Annotated in this window: 17 protein-coding genes; 14 read left to right on the forward strand and 3 right to left on the reverse strand. The window is 40.1% G+C overall.

Annotated elements, in window-relative coordinates:
- Positions 1 to 5: 5 nt before the first annotated feature.
- The 6 genes from HNR43_RS05570 (at position 6) to HNR43_RS05595 (ending at position 7,111) form a co-directional block, all read left to right on the forward strand.
- A complete protein-coding gene (locus HNR43_RS05570; RefSeq protein ID WP_183242006.1) occupies positions 6 to 1,916 on the forward strand; it encodes an AMP-binding protein in 1,911 nt (636 codons plus the stop codon).
- Positions 1,917 to 2,801: a branched-chain amino acid ABC transporter permease gene (locus tag HNR43_RS05575; RefSeq protein ID WP_183242008.1), complete on the forward strand. Its 885-nt coding sequence runs from the start codon at positions 1,917 to 1,919 to the stop codon at positions 2,799 to 2,801.
- Positions 2,802 to 2,804: 3 nt separating this feature from the next.
- On the forward strand, positions 2,805 to 3,875 hold the full coding sequence (locus HNR43_RS05580; RefSeq protein ID WP_183242010.1) for a branched-chain amino acid ABC transporter permease: 1,071 nt from the start codon (positions 2,805 to 2,807) through the stop codon (positions 3,873 to 3,875).
- Between the two features lie 56 nt (positions 3,876 to 3,931).
- A complete protein-coding gene (locus HNR43_RS05585) occupies positions 3,932 to 5,131 on the forward strand; it encodes an ABC transporter substrate-binding protein (RefSeq protein ID WP_183242012.1) in 1,200 nt (399 codons plus the stop codon).
- Positions 5,132 to 5,192: 61 nt separating this feature from the next.
- Complete coding sequence (locus HNR43_RS05590; protein WP_183242014.1) at positions 5,193 to 5,981, forward strand: ABC transporter ATP-binding protein; 789 nt, start codon at positions 5,193 to 5,195, stop codon at positions 5,979 to 5,981.
- Positions 5,981 to 7,111, forward strand: coding sequence for a phenylacetate--CoA ligase family protein (locus tag HNR43_RS05595; protein ID WP_183242135.1), 1,131 nt, complete (start codon positions 5,981 to 5,983; stop codon positions 7,109 to 7,111). The genes HNR43_RS05590 and HNR43_RS05595 overlap by 1 nt, the downstream gene beginning before the upstream one ends.
- Before the next feature lie 21 nt (positions 7,112 to 7,132).
- Here HNR43_RS05595 and HNR43_RS05600 read toward each other — a convergent pair whose 3' ends face one another.
- Entirely contained in the window at positions 7,133 to 7,936 is an 804-nt protein-coding gene (locus HNR43_RS05600; protein ID WP_183242016.1) for an NAD kinase, read from the reverse strand.
- A 126-nt stretch (positions 7,937 to 8,062) separates the two neighbouring features.
- Here HNR43_RS05600 and HNR43_RS05605 point away from each other — a divergent pair, with 126 nt between their 5' ends.
- From HNR43_RS05605 to HNR43_RS05625, 5 genes are all read left to right on the forward strand, one after another.
- A complete protein-coding gene (locus tag HNR43_RS05605; protein WP_183242018.1) occupies positions 8,063 to 8,701 on the forward strand; it encodes a DUF2953 domain-containing protein in 639 nt (212 codons plus the stop codon).
- Between the two features lie 11 nt (positions 8,702 to 8,712).
- Positions 8,713 to 9,141 (forward strand): GerW family sporulation protein, encoded by a 429-nt coding sequence (ytfJ, locus tag HNR43_RS05610; protein ID WP_183242020.1) that lies wholly within the window; start codon positions 8,713 to 8,715, stop codon positions 9,139 to 9,141.
- Positions 9,142 to 9,218: 77 nt separating this feature from the next.
- On the forward strand, positions 9,219 to 9,725 hold the full coding sequence (gene tpx / locus HNR43_RS05615) for a thiol peroxidase (protein ID WP_055440098.1): 507 nt from the start codon (positions 9,219 to 9,221) through the stop codon (positions 9,723 to 9,725).
- Between the two features lie 87 nt (positions 9,726 to 9,812).
- Entirely contained in the window at positions 9,813 to 10,787 is a 975-nt protein-coding gene (locus HNR43_RS05620; RefSeq protein WP_425486521.1) for a class I SAM-dependent methyltransferase, read from the forward strand.
- 157 nt (positions 10,788 to 10,944) lie between these two features.
- A complete protein-coding gene (locus tag HNR43_RS05625; protein WP_183242024.1) occupies positions 10,945 to 12,138 on the forward strand; it encodes an acetate kinase in 1,194 nt (397 codons plus the stop codon).
- A 202-nt stretch (positions 12,139 to 12,340) separates the two neighbouring features.
- On the opposite strand, the gene HNR43_RS05630 is transcribed toward HNR43_RS05625, so the two are convergent.
- Positions 12,341 to 12,655 (reverse strand): hypothetical protein, encoded by a 315-nt coding sequence (locus tag HNR43_RS05630; RefSeq protein WP_055440095.1) that lies wholly within the window; start codon positions 12,653 to 12,655, stop codon positions 12,341 to 12,343.
- A gap of 146 nt (positions 12,656 to 12,801) precedes the next feature.
- Between HNR43_RS05630 and HNR43_RS05635 the strand changes: the two genes are divergently transcribed.
- On the forward strand, positions 12,802 to 14,010 hold the full coding sequence (locus tag HNR43_RS05635; protein ID WP_055440094.1) for an argininosuccinate synthase: 1,209 nt from the start codon (positions 12,802 to 12,804) through the stop codon (positions 14,008 to 14,010).
- Complete coding sequence (gene argH, locus HNR43_RS05640) at positions 14,007 to 15,383, forward strand: argininosuccinate lyase (protein ID WP_183242026.1); 1,377 nt, start codon at positions 14,007 to 14,009, stop codon at positions 15,381 to 15,383. Before HNR43_RS05635 ends, argH begins: the two co-directional genes overlap by 4 nt.
- Before the next feature lie 12 nt (positions 15,384 to 15,395).
- Here argH and HNR43_RS05645 read toward each other — a convergent pair whose 3' ends face one another.
- Positions 15,396 to 15,848: a universal stress protein gene (locus tag HNR43_RS05645; RefSeq protein WP_009361531.1), complete on the reverse strand. Its 453-nt coding sequence runs from the start codon at positions 15,846 to 15,848 to the stop codon at positions 15,396 to 15,398.
- 105 nt (positions 15,849 to 15,953) lie between these two features.
- On the opposite strand from HNR43_RS05645, the gene HNR43_RS14265 reads away from it, so the two are divergent.
- Positions 15,954 to 16,082 (forward strand): hypothetical protein, encoded by a 129-nt coding sequence (locus HNR43_RS14265; RefSeq protein WP_255350591.1) that lies wholly within the window; start codon positions 15,954 to 15,956, stop codon positions 16,080 to 16,082.
- The last annotated feature ends 13 nt before the right edge of the window (positions 16,083 to 16,095 follow it).

Raw genomic sequence — 16,095 nt, forward strand, 5'->3', positions numbered from 1 at the left:
GTTTTATGGAACAAATGACGTTTCCGCAGCTGTTAACCGCTCGTGCGCGACAAAAAACAAATCAAGTCGCACTGCGCGAAAAAGATTACGGTATTTGGAACGAATATACGTACGGAGATTATTACGAACAAGTGAAAGCGTTCGCATTAGGACTTGCTTCGCTCGGTTTTCAGCGAGGAGATAAGTTAGCTATTATTGGTGATAATCGACCGGAGTGGGTATTTAGTCAGCTAGCGGCCCAAAGTTTAGGGGGAATTTCAGTCGGCATTTATCAAGAATCGTTGCCAAATGAACTAGCATATATTATTGACAATTGTGATGCAACGTTTGTTGTTGTTGAAGATCAAGAACAAGTTGATAAGGTGCTAGAAATTGAACAGCAACTATCAAAGGTACAACATATCATTTACTACGATTCACGTGGTATGCGGAACTACAAGAATGATAAACTGTTATACTTCCGAGATGTGCAAACGCTCGGTCGGCAATTTGAAAAAATGCATCCGACATATTTTGATGATGAAGTACAAAAAGGATGTTATGATGATATTGCCATTTTATCATATACATCCGGAACGACAGGCAATCCAAAAGGCACAGAACTTTCTTATCGCAATTTATTTGAAATGGCAAAGAACCTCGCAAAAATCGATCCACTTGACGAACAAGACGAATACCTTTCATTTTTGCCACTCGCTTGGATAGGCGAACAAATGATGACCATTTCAATGGCATTCCACTGCAACATGGTTGTAAACTTCCCAGAAGAACCTTCAACAGTATTTGAAAATTTACGAGAGATTGGACCACACGTCATGTTTTCGCCACCGCGCATTTATGAAGACATTGTCTCAAAGTTTCAAGTGCGCATTCAAGATGCAAGTTGGTTCAAACGAAAAATGTATGAATGGTGTAAGCCGATTGGCGAAAAAGTAGCAGAAGCTCATTTTACGAAAAGCGATGTTTCATTTTGGACGAAGTGTTTGTATAAAGTCGCTGATTATTTCGTGTTTAGTGCCATTCGAGACCATTTTGGTTTGTTGCGTTTAAAGCGCGCATATACAGGAGGTGCCCCGTTAGGTCCAGATGTATTTCGCTTTTTCCATAGCATTGGTGTGAATGTGAAAAGCATTTATGGTCAAACAGAGGTATCAGGCATTGCGATTGTTCATCGCGATGGAGACATTAAGGTGGATAGTGTTGGCATGCCAATCCCAGAAACAGAGGTGAAAATTTCTGAACAAGGTGAAATTTTGCTAAAAAGCCCAAGTGTATGTTGTGGATATTATAAAAATGAAAAAGCAACAAAAGAAACGATTGAGGATGGATGGTTGCATACGGGCGATGCTGGTTATTTAGATGAATCGGGTCATTTGTATGTTATTGATCGTTTAAAAGATGTCATTCGTTTGCAAACAGGCGAGATGTTTTCACCGCAATTTATTGAAAATAAACTGAAATTTAGCCCATATATTCAAGAAGCTGTTGCCATTGGGCGCGATCGTCCTTACGTTGTTGCGATTATTAATATTGATATGGCAAACGTTGGGCGTTGGGCGGAAAAAAATCAACTCGTTTACACGACATATTCCGACTTGTCTGCGAAGCAAGAGGTCATTCAACTCATTCAAGAGCAAGTGAATGAAATCAATCAAACGTTGCCGGAAAAAGCGCGTGTGAAAAAGTTCGTATTGCTCTATAAAGAGCTTGACGCAGACGATGAAGAATTAACAAGAACGAAAAAGGTACGTCGTCAATTTATTGCCAAAAAATATGCATCGCTCATTGAAGGTATGTATTCAGAAACGGATCATATTGCCGTGGAAGGAACAATTAAATATCGTGATGGCAAAGAGCAAGTCATTAAAACGACGTTAAAAATTGTCTCGATTGATGAAGGGGAGGGAGCAGCATAAATGGCTTTTTTCTTACAAATGCTTGTGACGGGTATCGTCGTTGGGAGCGTATATGCGCTCGTTGCGCTCGGTTTTGTGCTCATTTACAAATCGAGTGATGCCATTAATTTTGCCCAGGGTGAATTTTTGCTTATCGGGACTTACGTTTGTTTAACGCTTGTTGCTAGCTATAATGTTCCGTTTATTGCTGCACTATTGCTTGCTTTAGCGTTTAGTGCGTTGCTTGGTTGGAGCGTAGAGAAAGTCGTGTTGCGTCCTTTCATTGGAAAACCGGTCATTTCTATGATTATGGCAACGATCGGATTATCGAGTGTACTTGCAGGGATTGTTCATATCATTTGGGGACATGAAACGCGCGTATATCCACCGGTCTTTTCAGAGAAACCACTGCAGTTTGGAGAGGTGATCATCGCTCCTGTATACGCATGGTCGTTTGTGATTGTGATAATTTGGCTCGTCATTTTCACGTTATTTTTCAAATATTCACGTTTCGGTATTGCGATGCGGGCGACGGCAGACGATCAACAAGCCGCTTTATCTATGGGGATTAGCGTCAAAACGATTTTTGCGATTGCATGGGCGATTGCAGCGATCGTATCAGCGGTTGGTGGGGTGCTATTAGGAAATATTAACGGAGTCAATTCTTCGCTTTCGCTCATCGGATTGAAAGTGTTGCCTGTTGCCATTTTAGGTGGGCTTGACAGCATACCTGGAGCGATTATTGGGGGTATTTTAATTGGTATCATCGAAAGTATGACAGGAGGATATTTAGACCCGCTTGTCGGCGGTGGTTTGAAAGAAGTGATCCCGTTTGTCATCCTCGTCATTATTTTAATGGTTAAACCTTATGGACTCTTTGGAAAGAAAGAAATTGAAAGGGTGTGAGAAATGGTGCGAAATCCGTTTGTAATGCAATGTGGAGAATTTCATGTTGATTATAAGCAAGATATGGCGATTTGGAAAATTGCTCGCGTGCGTTGGCGTATTTTTGCTGTTGTAGCATTATTTGCGCTTTTTCCTATGGTTGCGACAGACTATGTAGTCGGTTTGGCTACATTATGTGGTATTGCTGCTATTGGAGCAATTGGACTGAATATTTTGACAGGATTTACTGGTCAAATTTCAATAGGGGTTGGCGCATTTTTAGGAGTGGGCGGATATACGTCAGCCATTTTGACTACAAAGTTAGGTTTTAGCTTTTGGATTGCCTTCCCGCTTGCTGGACTCATCACAGCGCTTGTCGGTGCTTTGTTTGGGATCCCATCATTGCGCTTAAAAGGGTTATATTTAGCTATTGCTACGTTAGCAGCGCAAGTGATTATTTTGTTTGTCATTTCACGTTGGGATTCGTTAACAGGTGGTACAGCAGGGCTCGTATTAAGCCGTCCGCAAATCGGTTCGTTTACGTTTATGAGTGAAACGAGCTATTACTACTTAATGTTTGTTGTTTTACTCATCACTATTGTTTTTTCACTTAATTTATTTCGTACCCGTGTCGGACGCGCATTCATTGCAGTACGAGACCGCGATATTGCAGCGGAAGTGATGGGCATCGATTTGTTTAAATATAAAGTGCTCGCCTTTTTCGTTAGCTCGTTTTTTGTTGGCATTGCTGGAGCGCTTCTTGGACATTACACGATGATTGTAAGTCCCGAATTGTACAGTATCTCTGTTTCAATTGAATATTTGGCGATGATTTTAGTCGGTGGTTTAGGAAGCGTGTTTGGCTCGTTGTATGGAGCTGTGTTTATTACGCTTATGCCCGTTGTTTTACGAAGTGTTGTTGATTTATTAAGCGGTACGTTTCCTGGATTAGAAGGCGTACTTGTCGGTATGAAAGAGGTTGTCTTCGGAGTTGTGATCATTTTATTTCTCGTGTATGAGCCAGATGGATTAAATAAAATTTGGTTAAATATAAAAAATTATTTCCGTCTCTGGCCATTTTCTTATACGAAGTAATATGAAGCGGAATATCCGCTTTATATACAATAAAAAAACATAAGGGGGATGAAAGAATGAAGAAAAAAGGAGCGCTACTTGCTACGTTGCTTCTTGGAGCAAGCATGTTGTTCGGGTGTTCAGGAGGTGACAAAACAGCAACAGAACCAGCAAAAGAGACAGGAAAAGAGCAAGGAACAATTAAAATTGGTGCATTGTTTGATATTACTGGGGCAACCGGGGATGTGGGTACGCCGTATGCAGAAGGGGAAAAAGCGTATATTGAATACATCAACTCAAAAGGTGGGGTAAACGGTTATAAAATTGAGCTTGTTGGTCAAGATTACGCATACAAAATTCCAGAAGCGCAAAAGTTGTATCAAAAGTACAAATCGAGTGATAAAGTATCCGCTATTTTAGGATGGGGAACAGCGGATACGGAAGCGTTGCGTCAACAAGTTGCAACAGATAAAATACCATTTTTCTCAGCTTCTTATTCAGAAAATTTAAAAAATATAAAAGAAAGCCCATATAACTTTTTAACAGCTGCATCGTATTCTGATCAAGCTCGGTCGGTGCTTCGTTGGATTAAAGAAAATCATACAGGGGGTACGCCGAAAGTCGCTCTTATTTACAATGACACAGCATTTGGAAAATCGCCAATTCAAGATGCAAAAGATTTTGCGAAAGAAATTGGGGTGGAGATTGTAGACGAACAAATTGTTGATTTAAAAGCGCTTGACGCGACGTCACAGCTTCTAAATATGAAGAAAAAAGCACCTGATTATGCAATTATTCAACAAACTTGGGGCGCGACAGCAACCATTTTAAAAGATGCAAAAAAACTAGGCATTGAAACGCAATTTATTGGTTTAAACTGGACAACGGGCGAAGGATTACTTCCGATTGCTGGAGATGCGGCAGAAGGGTTTATTGGTGTTGTCACGCATGCATTTCCATATGAAGATTTACCAGGCATGGCTGAAGTCAAAGAGTATTTAACAAGCAAAGGTGAGAAATTAGAGGATAAAAACCAAAAGTTTATTCAAGGATGGGTGACAGCGAAAATTCTAGTAGAAGGAATTAAGCAAGCAGACGATCCAACGACGGGAGAAGGCATTCGTCAAGGATTAGAAAAATTAAAAGATCTTGATTTAGGTGGATTAGCTGCGCCTGTTACGTTTACAGCTGACAACCATGCTGGAACAAATCAAATTCGTTTAGCAAAAGTAGAAAACGGACAGTTTAAAGTGTTTACAGACTACTTCGGATATTAAAGTGAATGAAAGGGTGTTTTCAACAGGAAGCACCCTTTCGCTTTCAGAAAGGGGGAAAACTATGCTTACGTTAAATAATGTGGAAGTTATGTATAATCGCGTCATTCTCGTGCTCAAAGGGATGTCGATGGTCATTCCGGAAGGAAAAATTGTCGCTTTGCTTGGCAGCAATGGGGCAGGAAAAACGACAACATTAAAGGCGATTTCAGGATTGTTAAGAAGTGAAGATGGGGAAGTGACGGACGGATATATTGAGCTATATGGAGAACGAATTGAAGGAAAAGATGCAGAGGAAATTGTGAAGAAAGGTATTTTTCAATGTATGGAAGGGAGACGAGTATTCGAGCATTTGACGGTAGAAGAAAATTTAATCGTCGGTGCCCATACACGAAAAGATCGTCACAACATAAAAGCAGATTTACAAAAAGTGTATCATTACTTTCCGAAACTTCATATGTTGCGTCATCGGCAAGCGGGGTACTTATCGGGCGGAGAACAACAAATGTTAGCGATCGGTCGTGGGATGATGGCAAAGCCGAAAATTTTATTGCTTGATGAACCATCGCTAGGGATTGCCCCGCTACTTGTAAAAGAAATTTTTTCAATCATTAAAAAGATTAACGAAGAGGAAGGAACGACCATTCTCGTCGTTGAACAAAATGCGAATATCGCCTTATCGATTGCCCATTATGGATACATTATGGAAAATGGTCGCATTGTGATGGACGGTCCGATTGAGAGACTACTTGAAAATGAAGATGTAAAAGAATTTTACCTTGGTATGAGCGAAAAGGGGCGTAAAAATTATCGCGAAGTAAAGTCGTATAAACGGAGAAAGCGGTGGTTGTAATGGAAGGATGGAAATCGTTCTTGATAGACGCATACAAACTGTCGCCAGCATTACGTGAGCGGTTAGACGCTGAAAACATCAATCCGCATGAACTGAAAACGATTGAACAGCTTAGCCGTATCCCTGTATTGAAAAAAGAACAATTACCTCTTCTACAAAAACATGAGTTGCCATTTGGAAAGATGATCACAAAAAAAACAAATGAACTTGCGCGCATATTTATGTCCCCTGGTCCGATTTATGATCCACAAGGAGATGAGCAAGATGAATGGGGATTTTCAGAGGCGCTTCAAGCAGCAGGGTTTACGAGAGATGACATCGTTCAAAATACATTTTCTTATCATTTATCTCCGGCAGGTTTTATGTTTGATAGTGCCCTCCGTCAGATCGGAGCAACTGTCATTCCAGCCGGTCCGGGCAATCGTGAATTGCAAGTGCAACTTATGAATGATTTGCAAGTTACAGGGTATGTTGGTACGCCAAGTTTTCTACACTTATTGTTGCAGTATGCCGACGAAAAAAGGTTACATGTAGCGGTGAAGAAGGCGTTTTTTACCGCAGAAAAACTAACAGAAAGTATGCGTGAACAGTTTGAACAAAGAGGTATTCGTGTTTTTGAAGGATATGGAACGGCTGATTGTGGTTGTATCGCATTTGAGGATCGGAAAGGCCCGGGCTTAAAAATTAGTTCACGTGCGATCGTTCAACTGTGCGACCCAATTACAGGAGTGCCGCTTGATGAAGAAGGTGAAATCGTTGTTACAATATTTGATCGTACGTATCCGCTTGTTCGGTTTGGCACAGGGGATGTTTCGCGTTGGGTAGAAGGTTATAAAGGTGAGCGTATCGTCGGTGTGCTTGGACGTGTCGGTACGAGTGTAAAAGTGAAAGGGATGTTTGTTCATGAACAACAGTTAAAGCAAGTGATGACTGAAGTAGGATGCCCAATATTTCAAGCGGTTGTGACGAAGGAAAATGATCGTGATCAATTAACGATTTACATCGAAAAAGAACTTGATGAAGAAGCGAAACAAAAAATTAACAACGTGATTCGTGTAACGCCAACATTCGTTTGCGTACATCGTGTAAACGAAGAGGAACGGTGTCTTGTTGATCGAAGAAAATGGTAAAAAGAGGCGTTATGCCTCTTTTTACAAAAATGTTCGTTTTACTTTTTCCCAAAATGAGTTATCTTTTAGTTTGACGGTTTTAATGACTTTTCCACTTAATGCAATATCAATTTTTTCGACATGTTGAATGCTTAATGCTTCATTATCCATACCGATAATTGGATAATCATTTCCGTCTTGTACTACTTTCAATGTAAGTTTGCGATTTCCGCTTAAAATAAATGATGAGCCGAGGGTACGATAACGATTATTGTTCAATGATGCTAATTCGCTTACTTGAAAGCAAGGGAGCATGGGATCAACGACTGCACCATTGACTGATTTATTGTAAGCGGTACTTCCTGTAGGTGTAGCAATGATCATTCCATCACCACGGAATGTTTCAAAATGCAAATGGTCAATAAATACGTCCATGACAAACGTTTTAATAACACTTGAACGAATTGAGCACTCATTTAAACAATAAAAAGATGTCGAGTCATTGACTGTAACATAAATCGTTGGATATTTACGCACTTCAATTTGTTCCGTTGTCATCGCTTCAATCATTTTTTCTGTATCGTGAATATGGAAATCACAATACATACTTAATGAACCTAAGGTTGAAATACCAGCGTATAAGCAGTCGTCACGAAAACCTGTTTTTCTGACGGCTTGTAAAAATGTTCCGTCTCCACCAACGCTTACAATAATGTTTGCATGTTTAGCATCGTCTACAACTTCAAATTCGTACTGTTTAGCCAGTTCAATAAGTGGTTGTACTTGTTTTTTCGTTTCGTCATCATGTTTATGAAAGAAGTACATACGATTGCGTCGTTCAGTCATCGACTTTCCCTCCGTTAAAATGTCCTCATGCTTATTTTATCATTTATTTTCCATTCATAGCGAATTTATTCGTTTAATTTCACTCATTTTTGTCGAAAATGTCATCGGGAGGGAAGTGAACAACCGATGATTTTCGTTATTGTCATCATCCTTATAGCCTTCTTAGCGCTTATTCCTTTTTTATATGTGCACATTACGATTCAATTTCAACATGCACAAGATAATGATCAATTAACTATACACATTCGTATTCTCCGTTTTTTTCACTACCGTTTTACCGTTCCTCTTATTGAAATATCGAAAAGAGAAGCGGGTATTGTGACAGAACAAAAAACGAATACCGGGAAAGATGAAAAAACGACGTTTACTGTTACGGATGCTCGTGAGCGTCTAGTCCAAGTGAGGCAGTGGCTAAATCGAATCGTTCATTTACATACAATCATAAAAAAGTTTTTACAAAAAGTTTCTGTTTTACAGCTTCAATGGCATACGCAAATTGGGGTGGGTGACGCCGCGAAAACAGGGATGATTGTAGGAATTGGTTGGTCGATTAAATATTATATCGTAGCCATGGTCAGTAAATATATGAATGTTTGTATCGCTCCTTCTATTTCAGTTATTCCTTTTTTTCAAGGAGCGGTATCGCGTACGTCGTTTACATGTATGATCCGATTTCGAATCGGTTATGCTATATTAGCAGGACTGAAGGTCGTCAAACATTGGAAAAAAGGAACACGGATCACGAACGACGTGGAAAGTTGTTAGGAGGAATGAAAATGAGTGGACATCCAATTGAAGGATTAATGACGACAGCGATGGAAAACTTAAAGCAAATGATCGATGTCAATACGATTATTGGTGATCCTGTGGAGACACCAGATGGAAGTGTCATTTTAACTGTATCGAAAGTCGGTTTCGGTTTTGCAGCAGGCGGCAGTGAGTTTATGTTAAACAACGGAAATGAACAACAAAAAGAAGCGCATCCGTTTGGTGGCGGAAGCGGTGGTGGTGTGTCGATTACCCCGATTGCTTTTTTAATTGTAAATAGTTCGGGTGTGAAACTGTTGCATGTTGATGAAAGTACGCATTTGTATGAGAAAATTTTAGATCTCGCCCCACAGGCGATTGAAAAAATTCAGCAAATGTTTGAGAAAAAAGAAAAACCGAAGCAACAACATGATGCAGCATCTGATTTTGATATTTAGTCTCAATCGAAATAATTGAATTTTTCATCTAATTACGTTATGATGAGCCTGTATCTTATATAAAGAGGAGGCTTACTATGGCGAGTGTTACATTTAAAGGAAATCCTGTCACATTAATCGGTCAAGAAGTGAAAGTCGGTGATGTCGCTCCGAATTTCACCGTACTTGCAAACGATTTATCGCCAGTGACATTAGATGATACAAAAGGATTCGTTCGTTTAATTAGCGTTGTCCCATCGATCGACACGGGGGTTTGTGATGCCCAAACACGTCGTTTTAATGAAGAAGCAGGAAGCATTGAAGGAGTAAAGGTATTAACGATTAGCGTTGATTTGCCATTTGCTCAAAAACGCTGGTGCGCAGCGAACGGATTAGAAAACGTTGTCACATTATCTGATCATCGCGACGTATCGTTTGGTCAAGCCTACGGTGTGCTTATTCAAGAGTTACGTTTACTTGCTCGTGCTGTATTTGTCGTAGATCGCAATGATCGTGTGACATATGTCGAGTATGTATCGGAAGCGACAAACCATCCAAACTATGAAGCGGCGATCGAAGCTGCGAAACAAGCGGCTCAACAATAATTGTGAGAGGCTATCTCAAAAAAAGGGATAGCCTTTTTCGTTTACATTCTCTAAAATAAAATGTCGGACAGAAAGGAGTGAATGATATTGGAAAAGCTATTTACAGTCATTGATGAAACAGCAACATGGCTTCAAGAAGAATTGAAATGTTCTTATTTAGAAGCTGTCGCTGAAACGGGTGAAAACATATTTCATGAAGAAATTCTGCAAGAAGAAGTAAGTGAGTTGTTAAAAAAACGACTGAAAAAAGCGTATGAATCTATCAGTTTACACGATTGGAAAAATGAACATATTCGTAAAGCGTTGCAATTAGCGATGTTAAAAGGAATGAAGGAATATGTACAGCCTCACCATCAAATGACACCAGATGCAGTATCAGTATTTATCGGTTATTTAGTTGATGAATTTACAAAAACGTATTTTTCGCTATCGCTTCTCGATCCTGCTATTGGCACAGGAAATTTAATGACGGCTGTACTAAATCAACTGACAAATAAAAAAGTAAGAAGTTACGGAGCGGATGTAGACGATTTATTATTGAAACTCGCTTATGTAAGTGCAAATTTACAACAACATGAAATTCAACTATTTCATCAAGATAGTTTAAAGCCGTTGTTTATTGAGCCAGTTGACGTAGTTGTGTGCGATTTGCCGATCGGATATTATCCAGATGACGAAAACGCCAAGTCGTTTCGCCTACATGCAAAAAGCGGTCATTCATATGCTCATTATTTGTTTATCGAGCAAAGTATTCGTTATACGAAAGAAGGTGGGTATTTATTTTTCTTAGTTCCAAATACGCTGTTTACATCAGATGAATCAAAAGATTTGCATGCGCTCATCAAAGAAGAAACGTTTATTCAAGGTTTGTTGCAGCTTCCGCTTTCGATGTTTAAAAATGAAGCGGCAGCGAAAAGTATTTTTATTTTGCAAAAGAAAGGTACATATGCAAAAGCTCCAAAACAAACGTTGCTTGCTCAACTTCCTAGCTTTTCAAATAAGCAGGCGATGCAAGCGATGGTGTTGAAGCTCGAACAATGGCTAAAAGAAAATCGTTCATAACCTTCTGAATATAACAAATATGTGAAGAAAACGTTTTCGTCAAGTTTGTGTACTTGAAAAGAGCGACGAACGACCCGTAAAATGAGAAACGTACCGATGAAATTCGCATATTTGCATACAATAACTGTGAACGATGTTAAAGGAGCTGTTTAGTCAAATGCCAAAAGTCATAGCCATTAATGCGGGAAGTTCTTCGTTAAAGTTTCAATTGTTCAACATGCCGAGTGAAGAAGTATTAACAAAAGGTGTTGTTGAGCGAATTGGTTTTGAAGATGCGATTTTTAATATTACAGTAAATGGTGAAAAAATAAAAGAAGTAACACCAATTCCGGATCATGCGGTTGCTGTAAAAATGTTACTTGATAAATTAATTGAGCTTGGCATTATTCAATCGTTTGATGAAATCGAAGGAATCGGTCATCGCGTTGTGCATGGTGGTGAGAAATTTAGCGACTCGGTTTTAATTACAGATGAAACGTTAAAAGAAATTGAAGATTTATCTGACTTAGCGCCATTACACAACCCAGCGAACGTTGTTGGCATTAAAGCGTTCCGTGAAGTGTTGCCGAACGTACCAGCTGTTGCGGTGTTTGATACAGCATTCCATCAGACGATGCCAGAGCAGTCGTTTTTATATAGCTTGCCGTATGAGTATTATGAAAAGTTTGGCATTCGTAAATACGGATTCCACGGCACATCGCATAAATATGTGACACAACGGGCAGCTGAACTATTAGGTCGCCCAATTGAGCAACTTCGCTTAATTTCTTGTCACTTAGGAAATGGAGCGAGCATTGCAGCAGTAGAAGGTGGAAAATCGATTGATACGTCGATGGGCTTTACGCCGCTTGCTGGTGTAGCGATGGGAACGCGTTCTGGAAACATTGACCCAGCGTTAATCCCATACATTATGCAAAAAACAGGAAAAACAGCAGAAGAAGTGATTGATATTTTAAATAAGAAAAGTGGTATGCTCGGCTTAACTGGTTTTTCAAGCGATTTACGCGATATTGAAGAAGCGGCGGCTAAGGGCGATCAACGTGCGGAATTAGCGCTTGAAGTGTTTGCAGGGCGCATTCATAAATATATCGGTTCATACGCAGCGCGCATGTGTGGTGTAGATGCGATTATCTTCACAGCGGGCATTGGAGAAAACAGCGATGTTGTGCGCGCAAAAGTATTACGTGGTCTTGAATTCATGGGTGTTTACTGGGATCCAGCATTAAATAAAGTGCGCGGCAAAGAAGCGTTCATTAGCTATCCACACTCTCCGGTAAAAGTATTAGTCATTCCGACGAATGAAGAAGTGATGATCGCTCGCGACGTCATGCGATTAGCAAACTTGGTGTAAAAAAGGTGTCCTTATGGGCACCTTTTTTAAAAGATAAGAAAGTATAAAATTTCAGATTTGGGGAGCTGTCTAGCTCCAAGCGCCATCTGCTCGAGTCGCTCCGCCCCACGCTGCGGCGGCGACAGCCTCCTCGGTGGGGCTTGTGCGCTCTTCGGTGGGGCTTGTGCGCTCTTCGCCGATAGGCGGGCGCTTTGCGTTTTTCCTATTGATGTATGCGATTTGTAACCGTTTGGTTCATCCGATACCAAATCCATAAATCGTTAATGATTGAAGCGAGGGCCGCGATTTCAAAGTTGAGCGTGCATGAACGAGCAAAATCATTTTCTTCCCCAAGCTGTCTTTGTTTTTCATTAATTTGCTGTTCTAGCTCGATAATTCGATCAGGGATTTTTCCACGAATCGTCTCCCACTCTAATAAAATCGCCGCTTGTTCTTCTTTTGTATACATCTCCCACGCCTTCTGTAAATGTGGCAGTCGAATGCCTAGCCGTTCATCATATATAAAATGTGTACTCATTTTATTCTCCCATCCTTTTCATTTATTAATTTTTATTTTAATCAAAATAGTTATTGAAAAAAAGAAAAATAGTTGTTACATTATTAATATGCAAAATGAATAAATATTAAAAAACAAGTATTTTTATTCTTTAAGGAGGAACGATCATGGCAAATCCAAAAGTAGTGCTCGCTTATTCAGGAGGTTTAGATACATCGGTAGCTATTAAATGGCTGCAGGAACAAGGATATGATGTTGTTGCTTGTTGTTTAGACGTCGGTGAAGGGAAAGATTTAGAGTTTGTGAAAGAAAAAGCGTTAAAAGTAGGCGCTGTACAATCATATATGATTGATGCGAAAGAAGAGTTTGCGAATGAATATGCGCTTGTTGCTCTGCAAGCACATGCGCTGTATGAAGGAAAATATCCGCTCATCTCTGCGTTGTCCCGTCCGTTAATTTCAAAAAAACTCGTTGAAATTGCTGAATTAGAAGGAGCAGTTGCTGTGGCGCACGGTTGCACAGGAAAAGGGAATGACCAAGTGCGCTTTGAAGTGTCCATTCAAGCATTAAATCCAAATTTAAAAGTGATTGCACCTGTTCGTGAATGGAAATGGTCGCGTGAAGAAGAAATTGAATATGCGAAACAACATAACATTCCGATTCCAATCGATTTAGATAGCCCATTTTCCATTGATCAAAACTTATGGGGAAGAAGTAACGAGTGCGGCATTTTAGAAGATCCATGGGCAGCACCGCCAGAAGAAGCATACGAGTTAACAGTTGCACTTGAACATACACCAAATGAGCCAGATATCATTGAAATCGGCTTTGAGCAAGGGGTACCGAAAACAATTAATGGAAAAGCGTATTCGCTCGCAGAGCTTATTCTTGAACTGAATGCATTAGCTGGCAAACACGGTGTTGGTCGCATCGACCATGTTGAAAACCGACTCGTTGGGATTAAATCGCGTGAAGTATACGAATGCCCAGGAGCGATGACACTTATTAAAGCGCATAAAGAATTAGAGGACTTAACACTTGTCAAAGAAGTCGCTCATTTCAAGCCGATCATTGAGCAAAAAATTGCGGAAGTCATTTATAACGGTCTTTGGTTTTCCCCATTAAAAGATGCGCTTGTCGCATTTTTGAAAGAAACACAAAAAAATGTCACCGGTGTTGTTCGAGTGAAATTATTTAAAGGTCATGCCATTGTAGAAGGTCGGAAATCACCGTTTTCGCTATACGATGAAAAATTGGCGACGTATACATCAGAAGATGAATTCGATCATCAAGCAGCTGTTGGGTTTATTTCTCTATTTGGTTTGCCGACAAAAGTGTACAGTATCGTCAACAGCCAAAAGAAGGTGAACGTGTGAAAAAGTTATGGGGAGGACGGTTTACAAAAACAGCAGCACAATGGGTCGATGATTTTGGCGCATCGATCCATTTTGACCAACAACTCGTCGAAGAAGACATTGAAGGAAGTATCGCGCATGTGACGATGCTCGGTGAATGTGGCATTTTACCAAAAGAAGATGTCGAAACGATTAAAAAAGGGTTAATGGAGTTATTAGAAAAAGCGAGAAATGGTGAACTTTCCTTTTCTGTTGCCTATGAAGATATTCATTTAAACATTGAAAAAATGTTGATTGATGAAATTGGTTCTGTTGGAGGGAAACTTCATACAGGAAGAAGTCGAAACGATCAAGTTGCGACGGATATGCATTTATATTTGCGAAAACGGGTCATCGAGATCATCGAGCTAATTCGTCAATTGCAACATGTGCTTGTGGAAAAAGCAGAACAGCATATTGAAACGCTTATTCCTGGTTATACGCACTTGCAACGAGCACAACCGATTTCATTTGCTCATCATTTGATGGCGTATGTATGGATGTTTGAACGTGATCGAGAGCGATTTAAAGAATCGTTAAAGCGGATTAACAAATCGCCGCTTGGTGCGGGAGCGCTCGCAGGGACGACGTTTCCGATCGATCGTCATTTGACAGCCAAACTTCTCGGTTTTGATAGCATATATGAAAACAGCTTAGATGCGGTGAGCGATCGTGACTTTATTATCGAATTTTTAAGCCATAGTTCCCTTTTGATGATGCATTTATCTCGCTTTTGTGAAGAGCTTATTCTTTGGTCGAGTCAAGAGTTTCAGTTTATTGAAATAGATGATACGTTTGCGACAGGAAGTAGCATAATGCCGCAAAAGAAAAATCCGGATATGGCGGAGCTCATTCGTGGAAAAACAGGACGAGTGTATGGGCATTTAATGGCCCTACTGACCGTTATGAAAGGGTTGCCCCTCGCTTACAACAAAGATATGCAAGAAGATAAAGAAGGCATGTTTGACACGGTTCAAACGGTCATTGGTAGCTTAAAAATTTTCACCGGCATGATTGAAACGATGACGGTTCGTACTGATGTAATGGAAAAAGCAACGAGACAAGATTTTTCAAATGCAACAGAACTGGCGGATTATTTAGCGAAAAAAGGTGTGCCGTTTCGTGAGGCGCATGAAATCGTCGGGAAACTCGTGCTTACATGCATTGAACGAGGCCTTTTTTTAGCCGATTTACCACTTGATGTATATCAACAAGCTTCGCCATTATTTGAGGAAGATATTTATGAAGCACTTGATCCGTATACAGCTGTCAACCGTCGCATGAGTGCAGGTGGAACGGGATTTAAAGAAGTGAAGCAAGCAATCGAAAAAGCGAAACAAATAATAGAGGCATAAAAGCGAACGCTTTTATGCCTCTGTTTGTTCTGGTGTACGTACGACAAGTACATCGCATTTTGCATATCGTGTAATATGTTCAGAAACGCTTCCAATGAAGAAACGTTCCACAGCGCTCATTCCTGTTGCGCCACAAACGATTAGATCGACCTCATATTTTGGAGCGACTTCTTTTGAAATTTTCACTTTTGGGGAACCGTACTCGATATCTGTGACAACCTCTTTGACGCCTGCATCGACTGCTTGTTTTTCATACGATTGCAACAATTCTTTAGCAAATTTTTCTGCTCGCTCTGCCACCGTTCGATCGTATGCTTCAATGGTCGCGAATGAACGAACGTCAATAATGTGTGAAAGAACGAGTGAAGCATCGTTTCGTTTAGCAATTTCAATTGCTTTTTTAAACGCCCATTCTGCTTCTTTTGAGCCGTCAACTGCCACTAAAATTTTTTTATACTTGTACATAAACATTCCCCCAATAAAAAATTTTCCTTCCAATTCAAGTATATCATTTTTTGTAAAACAAACACTACGTATTGTCGAAAAATTTATGACGAAAGGGGTAAAACAATGCGTGAGAAGGAACAAAAAGAACAACTGTATTATGATGAAAACGGCGTTTCAGAAGTGACCGAACAAATTACAGATGCATACATTAGCGGGGTCATTGAACAGGAAGATGAACAAAAGAGGCGATAACGCCTCTTTTGTT

This window comes from Anoxybacillus mongoliensis (assembly GCF_014201515.1).
GTDB lineage: Bacteria > Bacillota > Bacilli > Bacillales > Anoxybacillaceae > Anoxybacillus > Anoxybacillus mongoliensis.

Coding starts and splice junctions, on each gene's coding strand:
- HNR43_RS05570 (WP_183242006.1), top strand. CDS start 6: ATGGAACAAATGACGTTTCCGCAGCTGTTAACCGCTCGTGCGCGACAA.
- HNR43_RS05575 (WP_183242008.1), top strand. CDS start 1,917: ATGGCTTTTTTCTTACAAATGCTTGTGACGGGTATCGTCGTTGGGAGC.
- HNR43_RS05580 (WP_183242010.1), top strand. CDS start 2,805: ATGGTGCGAAATCCGTTTGTAATGCAATGTGGAGAATTTCATGTTGAT.
- HNR43_RS05585 (WP_183242012.1), top strand. CDS start 3,932: ATGAAGAAAAAAGGAGCGCTACTTGCTACGTTGCTTCTTGGAGCAAGC.
- HNR43_RS05590 (WP_183242014.1), top strand. CDS start 5,193: ATGCTTACGTTAAATAATGTGGAAGTTATGTATAATCGCGTCATTCTC.
- HNR43_RS05595 (WP_183242135.1), top strand. CDS start 5,981: ATGGAAGGATGGAAATCGTTCTTGATAGACGCATACAAACTGTCGCCA.
- HNR43_RS05600 (WP_183242016.1), bottom strand. CDS start 7,936: ATGACTGAACGACGCAATCGTATGTACTTCTTTCATAAACATGATGAC.
- HNR43_RS05605 (WP_183242018.1), top strand. CDS start 8,063: ATGATTTTCGTTATTGTCATCATCCTTATAGCCTTCTTAGCGCTTATT.
- ytfJ (WP_183242020.1), top strand. CDS start 8,713: ATGAGTGGACATCCAATTGAAGGATTAATGACGACAGCGATGGAAAAC.
- tpx (WP_055440098.1), top strand. CDS start 9,219: ATGGCGAGTGTTACATTTAAAGGAAATCCTGTCACATTAATCGGTCAA.
- HNR43_RS05625 (WP_183242024.1), top strand. CDS start 10,945: ATGCCAAAAGTCATAGCCATTAATGCGGGAAGTTCTTCGTTAAAGTTT.
- HNR43_RS05630 (WP_055440095.1), bottom strand. CDS start 12,655: ATGAGTACACATTTTATATATGATGAACGGCTAGGCATTCGACTGCCA.
- HNR43_RS05635 (WP_055440094.1), top strand. CDS start 12,802: ATGGCAAATCCAAAAGTAGTGCTCGCTTATTCAGGAGGTTTAGATACA.
- HNR43_RS05645 (WP_009361531.1), bottom strand. CDS start 15,848: ATGTACAAGTATAAAAAAATTTTAGTGGCAGTTGACGGCTCAAAAGAA.
- HNR43_RS14265 (WP_255350591.1), top strand. CDS start 15,954: ATGCGTGAGAAGGAACAAAAAGAACAACTGTATTATGATGAAAACGGC.